Source organism: Paenibacillus sp. HGF5, assembly GCF_000204455.1.
Taxonomy (GTDB): Bacteria; Bacillota; Bacilli; order Paenibacillales; family Paenibacillaceae; genus Paenibacillus_AQ; species Paenibacillus_AQ lautus_A.
Genome location: NZ_AEXS01000178.1, coordinates 60,740 through 73,000, shown reverse-complemented (window position 1 = coordinate 73,000; position 12,261 = coordinate 60,740). Strand labels below are relative to the sequence as shown.

The window sequence follows — 12,261 nt, the reverse complement described above, 5'->3', positions numbered from 1 at the left end:
CGCGTAACGCGGTCTTTTTTTCTTTGAATGTTTATGCCAATAAGATATCAAACTAGTCAATTACATTCCATGGATTCCATGAGATTACATATATAACCAAATCTGATATACTCATAGAGTATTTTATCCAGGTTTAGACAAATAAATTGAGTGGAGGGATTGGATGAATCAGAAGAGTTTGTTATCAGTTCGCAATATCCACAAAACCTATGATGGAGACGGATTTAAAGTTCAAGCGCTAAAGAATGTTTCGTTTGGGCTGGCGGAGGGCGAATTGGTGGCGATTATGGGAACCAGCGGCTCCGGAAAAAGCACCCTGCTTAACATTATCAGCTCCCTTGACACCCCTAGCTCAGGAAGCATCGAGTTAAAGGGAGAGGTCATGGACCATATCTTCGTAGAACCTCATGCAACCCGCTACCGGCGTGAAAATATCGGTTTTGTATTTCAATCTTTTCATTTATTGAATGACTTAAGCGTAGAGGAAAACATGGCGATTCCCTTGATCCTGCAAGGGGTATCGGAGACAGAAATTCAGCACAAAGTACAGGACATGCTGACCCTGCTTGGACTCGCGAGCTGGAGGAAGAAGCGGCCGGTTCAGCTGTCCGGGGGACAGCAGCAGCGGGTAGCCATCGGACGGGCGCTGATAACGAACCCGCCGCTGCTGCTGGCAGACGAGCCGACCGGCAATCTGGATTACAATACATCGAAAGAAATTCTTGAGGCTTTAGTGGAGATGAGAAACGCCTTCAATCAAAGCATGATTATGGTAACCCATGATCCGAATGTTGCGGTATATGCGGATCGGGTGTTATTTTTCCATGACGGTCAAATCGTGGATCAGTTTGAGAGCGACGGGGAACGGAAGATAGAGCCGATATTGAACATATTCAAGAACATGATGGAGTTATCCGCATGATTCATTCCCTACGAGGCATAGCTTTTCGTATACTGGCCCGTAACAAGTCGCTCCTATTCTTTTCCTTGATAAGCGTAGGTCTGGCCGTGTTTCTGATGATTACGATGTCTTCCTTCCTGGCGAATGCCAACCGTTCCATTGACCACGAAGTGAAACAGCAGTATGGCGATGTCGACATGATGGTGGGATACACTAACGAAGTGGATCATGAGACATCAGATCAACGCATTATGGATTTAATGCAGTCCACAGGCAGGGTACGACAGGCCTCTCCGGTCATGCTGTCCCAGATGTTCGTTAATGATCTTGCAGCACCTGTAGCCGTTGCCGGTATTGAGGATGACGCATTGTCGAAAAGCCGCTATCATATCCAGGTTCATCCGGAACGCGGGGAGTTGATTCTAAACCAGTCGCTGGCCGAAGAGCTGCAGCTGCGGGCGGGCGGTCGAATGAAGGTCGAAGGGAAGGCATACATCGTCAAGGAGATCATAGGGGATCCGGTTGCTGCTGGCGCAGCTTCCGATCTGCTGCTTATGGACCTGGAGGAAGTCAGGCAGATTCAAACTGCCGGAGCCCGGCATGCTGCGGTGTCGAGTTATTTGATGGTGCAGGCGGAGGATGATACCGACCTGATGGTTTTGGGGGAGCAACTACAGGAGCTGGATCCTGGGATAACGCTCGAGATTGCCGCGGAGAATTCAACATTGAAGGCTAGCTTGTCCGTCTTGGGCAATTATATCTTGGTCATCTCGGTCCTGATTGTTATGGTCATCTCTTTGTTGATCATTTCTAATTTCGAAGGGATGCTGCATAAATACCGTTTCCAATTTGCCGTTCTCAGGTCCATGGGCGCACAAACCGAACAGCTCTTTAAGATGGTGTTCATTCAATGCACGGTAACCAACGGGCTCGGCATTCTAAGCGGTCTATTGGTATCGCTGTTAAGCTACACCTACATCATTCCATGGATATCCGGCCTGTTTGCGTTTCCGCTGACGAATTTCCGTTTTGATGGTGGCGCCGCGGCTCTGGTTGCCGTAACAAGCTTTATCATCCTTGAGATATTTATGTTGGTTCCTGCTTACAGAAGCACCAAGATTCTGCCGCTTAAGATGCTGGAGATGAACCAGAATAATGATTTTAAAGGGCGGAAAAGAGGGAAAACCTTAGGGAAAGTGCTGATGGCAGCCAGCCTGTTTTCCATCCTTTTTGGGGTTGCATTCTCGGGTACGCCGTCAGCTAATGCGGAATTCGGCTTTTTAATGGGCTTTCTATTGTTCGTATGGTCCGTGTTTACGATGGTGCCCGTATATCTTCCCGGTGTGTTGGCTAAGATGTCGCCAGTGTTGAAGTTGATAGCGGGGCGAGTTTCGTATGTTGCAATCAAAAATCTTGTGCCGCAGGTTAAGAAAAACACCTTCGTTATTCTGACGATCAGCCTTGCCATGATGATTGCCGTCATCGGCTCGTCTCTTCTGAATACGATACAGCATAACGAACGGAATTATATCAAGACGCAGTATGCCACGGATATACAGGTAGTCGACCGGCTGGAGAACTCGTCATCGATTGACCCAGAACAATTAAAGCAGCGGATTTCGGAATTGGAGGGGATACAGGAAGTCAGCACCGTCAGCAGATTAAGCCCTGCCAAACAGGGACAAGACGGTAGGGCTATCGACTATGCATTGGCTGATTTGGACGCGTTGGCGGCTCAGCGGCTGCTGCCGAAAATTTCTGATGTAGGGAATGCCGTTATCGTATCCAACCGTTACGCTGACGAACATGCGTTAAGCATCGGCGACTCAATTACTTTGTCGGTATACCAAGAAGAAGATCCAGAGAACTTCAAGAATGCCGGAACATTGACGGTAGCGGCCATTACGGAGCCATTCCAACAGGCGGATATGTACATCGATTGGTCGAATAGCGCCTTCCATACAAAGTTTACGGTATTCGGAACCGCTTATGTAACACCCGCAAATGAAAATGCGGCCTTGAAGCAGCTGCAAGGAATCAAGGGGCAGTTTCCAACGGTCGATGTCAGCAGTTACGCCCAAGCTTTGGAGAATTCAAGCAACATGTACACGCGGGTATGGTCTTTTTTCTTAAGTGCCATCATTGTGATTATGCTAAGCGTGACCATCGGCGTATTTAATTCCCTCATTAACAATATTTACAGCAAACGTAAGGAATATGCCGTATTACGGGCTATATCCGTGGACAAAAAGGGTCTCGTCGGGATCATTCTAACGCAGGTGCTGCTGTACCTCTGTATCGGCATGATTGTGGGGATTACGCTCGGGATCATTCTGTTATATGCATTTAGGCTGATTGACCCGGCACCTATCCATATTCATGCATCATTCGTTACTGCGATCATGGGAATGATGCTGGCGCTGGCGTTTGCCGTATTCCTTCCATATGCCAGTAGCCTTGCGAACAAAAAGATCGTCCCCGAGCTGAATGAGAACCGTGCATAGCACGCTCTTGTGAACCAATCAAGCTCGGCACCACGATATAAAAAGAACGGCGATTTCCTCCTGCATGGACAGGGAGGCGATCGCCGTCTTTTTTGTTAAACCATTCCAATTTAATCCTTAATCAGCAAATAGATAAAGTAAGGCGCTCCGAGACAGGAAACGACCAAGCCGACCGGGATTTCGGAAGGGGCCATCAGGTTCTTGCCGATCATATCGGCCACAAGCAGCACCAGCGAGCCGAGAAGCGCGGAGACAGGCAGCATTCCCTGATGACGGGGGCCCACCAGCTTGCGCGCCAGATGCGGAGCTACGAGTCCGAGAAACGCGATGCCGCCGCCAACGGCGACGCAGGCGCCCGCCAGGGCAACGGAGATGAACAGCAGCGTTCTACGCTCGCGCTCGACCGTAACCCCAAGCCCGGCAGCCGTGTGGTCCCCCAGGTTGAGCACATTCAAATTTTGCGATTTATATACGGCCCAAGGAACCAGGAACAGGATCCACGGAAGGATCGCAACGACATACTCCCAGCTTGCCCCCCAGATGCTGCCGGACAGCCAGATGGTGGCCTGCATGAAATTGTTAGGGTCCATCATCAGCTGGAATACGATAATCAGCGCCCCGAAGGCCGCGTTGATGCCGATCCCCACAAGCACCAGCCGGATCGGCGTGACGCCTTGCTTCCAGGCCAGCGAATAGATGAGGAAGGCGGCAAGAAATGCACCGACTAGCGCGGCAAAAGGCATGATATAGACGGACCATATGCCGGAACTGAACGAGCTGCCTTGAAAATAAAAAATATACAGTACGACGGCCAATCCTGCCCCGGAGTTGATGCCGAGAATGCCCGGGTCTGCCAGCGCGTTTCGCGAAACGCTTTGCAGTATGGCGCCGGAGACGGCGATTCCCGCACCGATCAGGATGGCAATGACCATGCGGGGAAGGCGAAAGTGCATCAGGACGGTATAATTCTGTTCGGAACCTGTCCCATTGAACGCTTTGACCACTTCGGCCAGCGGGATTTTCATCGTTCCCATATTCAGGCTGACCAGGAACACGGCAATTATAGTCAGCAGCAAAATCATGGATACGGACATGATTTTTCTCGTTGTATTCATCGTTACAGCCCTCTCCCTTCGCGCCGTGCAAGATAGAGGAAGAAGGGAACGCCGATCATCGCCGTAATTGCCCCGACCGGCGTCTCGAACGGAGGATTGATCATCCGCGCACCCACATCGGCAAACACCAGCAGAAGTGCTCCCATGACGGCGGAGCAAGGGATGATCAGCCGATAGTCGGGTCCGACGATGAAGCGGACGATATGCGGGATGACGAGCCCCACGAATCCGATCGTTCCGCCTACAGCCACCGCTGCGCCTGTCAGCAGCAGCACGACGAGCGTGCCCAGGAACTTGACGGTTCCCGTTTTTTGGCCAAGCCCGGTAGCGACCTCCTCGCCAAGGCTCATGACGGTAATGGATCTGCTGAGCGCCAGCGCAATCAACAGCCCGACGATGGCGACGGGGATCAGAAGTTTCACGTTCACCCATTGCACGCCAGACACGCCACCGGCATACCAGAAGCTGATATCCTTGGCAACGTTAAAGCGGATGGCAATGGCCGAGGATATCGAGCTCAGCAGCGCGGTAACGGCTGACCCGGCCAAGGCCAGCTTGACAGGCGTCAATCCCCGCTTGGATAACGAGCCGATCAGCAGCACAAGCCCGGCCCCCAGGCCGGCGCCTGCAAAAGATAACAGCATAAGCGTAGTAATGGATGGCGCCTCCATAAAGGCAAACCCGATCGACATCATGAAGGAGGCACCGGCGGTGACACCCATAATGGAAGGGGAGGCGAGCGCATTCCTTGTCATGCCCTGCATGATGGCTCCCGATACGGCCAAGGAACCGCCGATTAGCGCAGCCGCCAAGGCCCTGGGCATTCGAAGTCTCTGGATAATCTGATGCGGGGTGGAATCGGCATCGAAGCGGACAAACGCCTCCCATATGGTAGACAGTTTAATGTTCGACGCGCCATAGATAATCGAAGATGCCATCGCGGCAGCCAGCAGACCAAGCCCCAGGAGAATGACGGCCGCCGCTGTTTTGGGACGGTAAATGGATTTTGCGGTTGTTTTGTGATTGGGATGATTTGCCTGCATGTTCACCTAAACCTTTATGTTGATAAAAATATTGAAATAACGTATTGTAAATGAGAATGAATTTCATTATCATGGTTAGTGTTATTATATCACTTCATGCGTAGAATGCTAGTGATTGCGCCAAAAAAATATACATAGGGGGAAACGAAAGATGAGTCTTTTCAAGAAAAAAATATGGATTATCGCAGGACTGCTGGCGGCTTTAACGCTGCTTGCAGCTTGCGGAAACAGCAAGGACGCAGCCGGCAACGAGCCGACGGGGACGCCAACGCCAAGCGAGCAGAACGGCGGCACCGAAGCCAAGCCGGAGGAAGGAAGCACGGAAGCGAAGACGGAACGAACGTTGACGGACGCCATGGGCCATGAAGTGAAAATTCCGGCGGAGCCGAAACGGGTGATCGCTTCTTACTTGGAGGATAACCTGGTGGCATTGGGCATTACCCCGATCGCGCAGTGGTCGGTCAAGGGCGGAAACGTCCAGGATTATCTGCAGGATGCGTTAAAAGACGTGCCGACCATTGAGCATGATCTTCCCTTTGAAGCAGTAGCAAGCTTTCAGCCGGACCTGTTGATCATGGACTCCGCTTCTATGGTAGAAGGCAACAAATACAGCCAGTACAGCAAGATTGCTCCTACCTACGTCATCGGCAACGAAGTCAATAACGATTGGCGCGAAGAGCTGAAGAAAGTAGGCGAAATCTTTGGCATGGAGGAGGAAGCTCAAGCGGCGCTTGATCGATACGAGCAGAAGGCCAAGGATGCCAGGGAGCAAATCCAGCAGGCGATCGGCGGTGAATCCGCTGCGGCTATATGGCTTGTCGGCGGCAAATTGTTCGTTGTCAGCGAGACGCTGTCCAGCGGCGCCGTAATGTACGGCGACTTGGGACTCACCGTTCCGAGCGTGGTGAAGGAAATCTCGGCATCGGCTACCGGCAACTGGTCTTCCATTTCCCTGGAGAAATTGGCCGAGCTCGACGCGGATCATCTGTTCTTTATTAACAGCGACGGCGAAGGCGCCGAAGTGCTTCAGGATCCGCTCTGGGCGAATATTCCGGCCGTCAAGAACGGCAACATCTATGAATATGGAAAAGATACAAGCTGGCTCTATACCGGCACGATTGCCAACAGCCAGATCATTGATAACGTGCTGGAAAGTTTGGTGAAATAAACGCTGTCAGAGTGAACAAAGCAGCCGCCTCCCGATATGGTCGGGAGGCGGCTTTTTGGTATGGATATGGGTGACGGAGCAAACGACAGCGAGGAGCAGAATGGTTATAACCGACGAGCATTTTGTTCGTCCAGATGATCGAATTGGAAAAACACCCATCTCATTGCCTTGGCATGGATGGGTGTTTTTGCTGCGGTGATTATCGAATGGGCATCGACAGCCGTATCAATTCCATTATTCCTGATCCCGACAATGCTCTTCGGCCGCGGAGGTGAACTCCTCTTCGTTCTCGGAAGCCAGCTTGTCTCCGTATTGATCCAAACGTTCAGGGCTGCTGGAAGGGCCGTCGTTCTTAGGCTTGCTGTTTCTGCCAGTCATTTGCTGCACTCCTCCTTTCGTGGGATTCTCATCGATTGGGTGCGAAATGACCGCACTTCGTTTACGTTTATGTTGTTCCTGATTTGGGGCAGGATTATGCACGCAAGGCCTTATCTTATCGTTTCATGAAGTTATGATGAAAGGGGCAAAGCTTCTTGTTCGTTTCACCCGTGACATGATACCATTATAGAATTTAGAAGATTCATAGATTCAACGCGCAAAACGATATGGATACCACGGAGGTTACGATATGAAGCTAGTATCATGGAACGTCAACGGATTGCGGGCCTGCGTTACGAAAGGCTTTATGGATTATTTTAATGAGGCGGATGCCGATATATTTTGCGTGCAGGAAACGAAACTGCAAGCGGGACAGATCGAGCTCGATCTGGGTCCGGAATATCAGCAGTATTGGAACTATGCAGAGAAGAAGGGATACTCGGGAACGGCGGTATTTACGAGAATCGCCCCGTTGTCCGTTCGCTATGGTCTGGAGGAAGACAGCGAGCCCGAGGGCAGAGTGATCACGCTGGAGTTTGAGGACTTCTATCTCGTGAACGTATACACGCCGAACGCGAAACGCGACCTGAGCCGGCTGGATTATCGGCTGGAGTGGGAGGAACGGTTCCGCACTTACCTGCTTCAGCTCGACGAACGCAAACCCGTGATCGTATGCGGGGACCTGAATGTGGCACATCAGGAAATCGACCTGAAAAATGCCAAATCCAATCATGGGAATTCCGGCTTCACGCTGGAGGAGCGCGGCAAAATGACCGATCTGCTGGCAGCAGGCTTTATCGATTCCTTCCGCCACTTCTACCCCGACCGTACGGACGTATACAGCTGGTGGTCCTATATGGCCAAGGTGAGGGAACGGAATATCGGCTGGCGCATCGATTATTTCCTGACGTCTGCCCGTTTAGCCGAGAAGCTGAAGGATGCCGAGATCGACTGCCATGTGCTCGGAAGCGATCATTGCCCGGTGAGTTTGACGCTTGAGTAATTCATTAACATAAGGATCTTGTTAAAAAAGCCAACCGGCGAACGGGGAGACTGGTATAATGCCACGACCCTATTTGCCGGTTGGCTTTTCATTCGGCGAACCCAAGCCCCTTATCCAATCTGATGCTTCAGCTTGTCCAGAAAGATCGCCGCCGGCTTCGACAGGTGGTGGGTTCCGGGCTGCACCCACCCGAAGGAGGAAGCGGCGAGGCCGGGAGGCATCTCCAGCTCCAGCGTCACGATGTTTCCCGAAGGAACGGAAGCGAAGCTGGTGAAGGACAAGTCGACACCTACCGTAACCGCCACATTCTCTTCGACGAGCTTCTGTATGACCCTCGTTTGGTTGGTGGAGAACAGCACATCCATGTCTCCGTACTGCTCCTGGAATACATCCATCACCTTGAACAGATTGTCATCCTTATACAGTACCAAGGGATATCCGCGGAGCTCTTCGGGCGTGATCGATGGCCGCATGGCGAGAGGGGATTGGCGGCTGACCCCCACCACGAATTTGCTCTCGAGGAGCTTCCCGAAATGCAGGCCGCGATGCTGCTGAATGATGGATTCATCGACGAAGATCAGACCGATATCCGCGTGATTCTGCTTGATATCCTCAATAATATCGAGCGTCGCTTTCTCCGTGATGTCGAGTTTGATTTGCGGAAAGTCTTTTTTGAACCGGATAATGGCATCGATGGACAGCGTTAAAGGCACCGGTACGGTAGCAATCCGCAATGACCCGCCAAGCAAATTAGAATAGCCTTCGGCCTCCGCCTTCAGCTCCTGAAATTGCTCCAAAATGGCATAAGCCTTCCGCAGAATCCGCTGACCCTCGGCCGTAGGTACAGCACCAAGCCGCGAACGGGTGAACAAAGAAAAACCGAACTCGGCTTCCAGGCTGGATACGGCTTGGCTCACCGCGGAAAGGGTAACGTTGCAATTCTGGGCTGCCTTGGTTAACGATCCTGTCTTGGCCGTCTCCACGATATATTCCAATTGTTCGAGATTCACATGACCTCATCCTTAAGTTGAAGTTAATTAACATTAATTATGTTTAAATTTACTTAAATATAACCCGGCATTACAATGAACACAAGGACATGGACACACAATGTTCAAAACATAACGCTATTTTACCCTAGGAGGTCATTGATAATGTCAGAACAACGTGTAGCGGTAATTACCGGTGGAGCGAGCGGAATCGGTCGCCAGGTCTCCCTTAAATTCGCAAGAAAAGGCGATCGCGTCGTCGTTGCCGATTTTAATGAAACTGCCGGGCAAGAGACCGTCGATATGATCAAAGCAGAAGGCGGCGAAGCTTCATTCGTTCAAGTCGACGTTTCCAAACAAGAAAGCGTCGAGGCGCTTGTGGATAAAGCGGTTGAGCTCTACGGCCGCATCGACGTCATGCACAACAATGCCGGCATTGGCGGCGCCGGGCCGGTCCTTGAACAAAATATGGATCTTTACCATCGCACGATGAACGTGAATCAGCACGGGGTTGCCTACGGTATCATCGCGGCAGGCAGAAAAATGAAAGAACTGGGCATTAAGGGCGTTATCATCAACACGGCTTCCGTATTCGGCTTCTTGGCTTCGCCGGGAACATTTGCTTACCATGCGACAAAGGGTGCCGTCATCATGATGAGCAAATCCGCCGCGCTTGAACTGGCCCCATACGGCATTCGTGTTGTGGCCGTTGCTCCTGGAGCCGTCGATACACCGATCATCCAGGGCTATAAAGATTCCGGCATGCTGGATTCCATGAGAGCCAAAGTCATGGGCGGAGAATTGACGCAGCCCGAAGTGGTCGCCGATACCGTGTATCTCGTGTCGCTGGACGAAGCGGCTGCGATTACGGGCAGCGTGGTCATGGCCGACCAGGGCTATGCTTCATTCAAATAATCCGTCTGGTGTTTTATGGTAGAAGATATAGCGCATTAAACATAAAGAACCTCTCTTTGGAAGGAATGCAGGCTGAAGCCTCTTCACACCAAAGGGAGGTTTTTCTTGATTTTCCCGTCAAAAAATTTCCTCTCTCCGCAAAAAACAGTTAAAATAGAGGGGAACTTGGCAGACCATACATAAGGTATGAAACGACGGATACGAAAAGAGAGGTATATAAATATGATCATTAAACCTAGAACACGCGGATTTATTTGCACGACATCCCATCCTGTAGGCTGCGAAGCCCAAGTGCAGGAGCAGATCCATTATGTACTGAAGCAGCCTGGAATCGAAGGGCCGCGCAATGTGCTGGTCATCGGCGCCTCCACGGGGTACGGCTTGTCGGCCAGAATAGCTGCCGCATTCGGCGCCCGGGCGAATACCGTGGGCGTATATCGTCCAAGTCAGGCCACCGAGAAACGGACGGCATCCGCGGGCTGGTACAATTCGGCCGCTTTCGAGAAGGCAGCGGATGCCGCCGGCTTGAAATCGTACAGCGTGACGGGAGATGCCTTCACGCAGGAGACCAAAGCCAAAACGGTTGAACTGATCCGCAAAGAGCTGGGCCAGGTCGATCTCGTGGTCTACAGCGTTGCGTCGGCTCGCCGCACGCTCCCTGAAACAGGCGAGACGGTCAGCTCGGTATTGAAGCCGATCGGACCAGCGTATACCAACAAAACGGTTAACTTCCACACCGGTGAAGTGACGGAGGTTACGATTGAACCGGCAACGGAAGAGGAAGTGAAGAACACCGTTGAGGTCATGGGCGGCGACGATTGGGAATTGTGGATGAACGAGCTGGCGGAAGGCGGCGTATTGGCTCCTGACGTGACCACCATTGCGTTCTCTTATATCGGCTCCGAGATTACCAAGGCCATTTATCGGGACGGATCTATTGGTCAAGCCAAGGATCACCTGGAGGCCACCGCGCTGAAACTGAACGAGAAGCTTGCCACCGGAGGCGGACGCGCATACGTTACGGTGAGCAAAGCGTTAGTGACTCAATCCAGCTCGGCGATTCCGGTCGTGCCGCTGTACGTATCGGCGCTGTACAAAGTCATGAAGGAAAAGGGGCTGCACGAGGGCTGCATTGAGCAGATTTACCGTCTGTTCTCCGATCGTCTCTATAACGGGCAAGAAACGCCGGTGGACGAGAAGGGCCGCATCCGTATCGACGATTGGGAGCTTCGCGAGGACGTGCAGGCCGAAGTAGCCGAATTGTGGAGCAAAGTGACCAGTGAAAATATCGAAGAATTGACCGACCTTGCCGGTTACCGCCGCGAGTTCTTCCAGCTGTTCGGCTTTGAAACCGACGGCGTGGATTATGATGCGGATGTAAATCCCGTGGTCGACAATCCGAAAGCCATTTAATCGAGCAAAGGCGAGCTCCGGAAAGGATCCGGGCTCGCTTTTTTTTATATCGCCAAGGGGTAAGCCTGAATATGCGCATCCGCAGCGTACCATTTCCCGGAATGAAATACCTGATTCAGGTTATAGGGATGTAGATCTGGGTCTTCGAGGCATGCACCGAGGTTCTCAGCTCCAAGCTGTAGTGTTCGGGGTTCGGCATAAGTCCGCGTTGTTTCAGAAGCTGAAGAACATAGGAATAGGACTGGTCGGTATCCTCCCGTTCGGAATGACCCTCATGGATGTACATCGCATATTCCTGGGTCGGCAGGGTTAAACTCACCATCCGCTCCGGCATATCACGGATCGTGCTGACCTCGAACCCTGCTACATAATGATAGATCGGCTGCCGATTCAAAACAGCAGCAATAAACAAGGGGTTCGGCGTTTTATGGCGGATATAGGGAATCTCCTCCATCCGGTTTTGAAGCTCCTGCCACAGCCTGGGCTTGAGGGCCTGAGACATGTAATAGGCCGTGAAGGGGAGCTTCATCTCCAGGCCGACGATCAGCGTCCGCGGTTTGATGATCCGCTGAATGGTCTCGTTCGTCTGCTCGGATCGTTCCCGCTTCTGCCGAGAAGTCAGGATGGAATAGCCGCCATTCTTTCCTTCATTGGCGTATAAGGGAACGCCTAGCCGAGACAGTTCATGAAGATAGCGGAGCATCGTACGATACGAGACCGAGAATTCCTCGGCTAACTCGCCGACGGTGAAGTTCTGCCGTTCATACACTCGCTGCATGACGTTAAGGATCCGTTCGGTTTTGGGCATAAATCTGCTCCTTGAGTATTTTAT

General features: G+C 51.8%; 11 protein-coding genes. 6 read left to right on the top strand and 5 right to left on the bottom strand.

Features of this window, described 5'->3' with window-relative positions:
• Nucleotides 1-163: 163 nt before the first annotated feature.
• Together HMPREF9412_RS30470 and HMPREF9412_RS30465 are read left to right on the top strand one after the other, a co-directional pair.
• Complete coding sequence (locus HMPREF9412_RS30470; RefSeq protein WP_009595730.1) at nucleotides 164-922, top strand: ABC transporter ATP-binding protein; 759 nt, start codon at nucleotides 164-166, stop codon at nucleotides 920-922.
• Nucleotides 919-3,405 (top strand): FtsX-like permease family protein, encoded by a 2,487-nt coding sequence (locus HMPREF9412_RS30465; protein ID WP_009595837.1) that lies wholly within the window; start codon nucleotides 919-921, stop codon nucleotides 3,403-3,405. Before HMPREF9412_RS30470 ends, HMPREF9412_RS30465 begins: the two co-directional genes overlap by 4 nt.
• Before the next feature lie 110 nt (nucleotides 3,406-3,515).
• On the opposite strand, the gene HMPREF9412_RS30460 is transcribed toward HMPREF9412_RS30465, so the two are convergent.
• Both HMPREF9412_RS30460 and HMPREF9412_RS30455 read right to left on the bottom strand, forming a co-directional pair.
• On the bottom strand, nucleotides 3,516-4,520 hold the full coding sequence (locus HMPREF9412_RS30460) for a FecCD family ABC transporter permease (RefSeq protein WP_009595749.1): 1,005 nt from the start codon (nucleotides 4,518-4,520) through the stop codon (nucleotides 3,516-3,518).
• 2 nt (nucleotides 4,521-4,522) lie between these two features.
• Nucleotides 4,523-5,563, bottom strand: coding sequence for a FecCD family ABC transporter permease (locus HMPREF9412_RS30455; RefSeq protein ID WP_009595839.1), 1,041 nt, complete (start codon nucleotides 5,561-5,563; stop codon nucleotides 4,523-4,525).
• Between the two features lie 151 nt (nucleotides 5,564-5,714).
• Between HMPREF9412_RS30455 and HMPREF9412_RS30450 the strand changes: the two genes are divergently transcribed.
• Nucleotides 5,715-6,731, top strand: a complete 1,017-nt coding sequence (locus HMPREF9412_RS30450) for an iron-hydroxamate ABC transporter substrate-binding protein (protein ID WP_009595844.1) — start codon at nucleotides 5,715-5,717, stop codon at nucleotides 6,729-6,731.
• Between the two features lie 234 nt (nucleotides 6,732-6,965).
• Here the strand turns inward: HMPREF9412_RS30450 and HMPREF9412_RS33070 are convergent, their stop codons facing one another.
• Nucleotides 6,966-7,109, bottom strand: coding sequence for a hypothetical protein (locus HMPREF9412_RS33070; protein WP_009595787.1), 144 nt, complete (start codon nucleotides 7,107-7,109; stop codon nucleotides 6,966-6,968).
• Nucleotides 7,110-7,359: 250 nt separating this feature from the next.
• On the opposite strand from HMPREF9412_RS33070, the gene HMPREF9412_RS30445 reads away from it, so the two are divergent.
• Nucleotides 7,360-8,112 (top strand): exodeoxyribonuclease III, encoded by a 753-nt coding sequence (locus HMPREF9412_RS30445; protein ID WP_009595796.1) that lies wholly within the window; start codon nucleotides 7,360-7,362, stop codon nucleotides 8,110-8,112.
• Nucleotides 8,113-8,222: 110 nt separating this feature from the next.
• On the opposite strand, the gene HMPREF9412_RS30440 is transcribed toward HMPREF9412_RS30445, so the two are convergent.
• Nucleotides 8,223-9,122 (bottom strand): LysR family transcriptional regulator, encoded by a 900-nt coding sequence (locus tag HMPREF9412_RS30440; RefSeq protein ID WP_009595694.1) that lies wholly within the window; start codon nucleotides 9,120-9,122, stop codon nucleotides 8,223-8,225.
• A 144-nt stretch (nucleotides 9,123-9,266) separates the two neighbouring features.
• Between HMPREF9412_RS30440 and HMPREF9412_RS30435 the strand changes: the two genes are divergently transcribed.
• Together HMPREF9412_RS30435 and fabV are read left to right on the top strand one after the other, a co-directional pair.
• Entirely contained in the window at nucleotides 9,267-10,016 is a 750-nt protein-coding gene (locus tag HMPREF9412_RS30435) for an SDR family NAD(P)-dependent oxidoreductase (RefSeq protein ID WP_009595792.1), read from the top strand.
• Between the two features lie 222 nt (nucleotides 10,017-10,238).
• Nucleotides 10,239-11,429: an enoyl-ACP reductase FabV gene (fabV, locus tag HMPREF9412_RS30430; protein WP_009595788.1), complete on the top strand. Its 1,191-nt coding sequence runs from the start codon at nucleotides 10,239-10,241 to the stop codon at nucleotides 11,427-11,429.
• Nucleotides 11,430-11,544: 115 nt separating this feature from the next.
• Here the strand turns inward: fabV and HMPREF9412_RS30425 are convergent, their stop codons facing one another.
• The gene (locus HMPREF9412_RS30425) at nucleotides 11,545-12,237 is read right to left on the bottom strand and encodes a GyrI-like domain-containing protein (protein WP_009595764.1); all 693 of its coding nucleotides are present in this window, start codon (nucleotides 12,235-12,237) and stop codon (nucleotides 11,545-11,547) included.
• Nucleotides 12,238-12,261: the final 24 nt, after the last annotated feature.

Bases quoted from the DNA above. Each gene is read 5' to 3' on its own strand.
- HMPREF9412_RS30470 (WP_009595730.1), top strand. From the start codon at position 164: ATGAATCAGAAGAGTTTGTTATCAGTTCGCAATATCCACAAAACCTAT.
- HMPREF9412_RS30465 (WP_009595837.1), top strand. From the start codon at position 919: ATGATTCATTCCCTACGAGGCATAGCTTTTCGTATACTGGCCCGTAAC.
- HMPREF9412_RS30460 (WP_009595749.1), bottom strand. From the start codon at position 4,520: ATGAATACAACGAGAAAAATCATGTCCGTATCCATGATTTTGCTGCTG.
- HMPREF9412_RS30455 (WP_009595839.1), bottom strand. From the start codon at position 5,563: ATGCAGGCAAATCATCCCAATCACAAAACAACCGCAAAATCCATTTAC.
- HMPREF9412_RS30450 (WP_009595844.1), top strand. From the start codon at position 5,715: ATGAGTCTTTTCAAGAAAAAAATATGGATTATCGCAGGACTGCTGGCG.
- HMPREF9412_RS33070 (WP_009595787.1), bottom strand. From the start codon at position 7,109: ATGACTGGCAGAAACAGCAAGCCTAAGAACGACGGCCCTTCCAGCAGC.
- HMPREF9412_RS30445 (WP_009595796.1), top strand. From the start codon at position 7,360: ATGAAGCTAGTATCATGGAACGTCAACGGATTGCGGGCCTGCGTTACG.
- HMPREF9412_RS30435 (WP_009595792.1), top strand. From the start codon at position 9,267: ATGTCAGAACAACGTGTAGCGGTAATTACCGGTGGAGCGAGCGGAATC.
- fabV (WP_009595788.1), top strand. From the start codon at position 10,239: ATGATCATTAAACCTAGAACACGCGGATTTATTTGCACGACATCCCAT.
- HMPREF9412_RS30425 (WP_009595764.1), bottom strand. From the start codon at position 12,237: ATGCCCAAAACCGAACGGATCCTTAACGTCATGCAGCGAGTGTATGAA.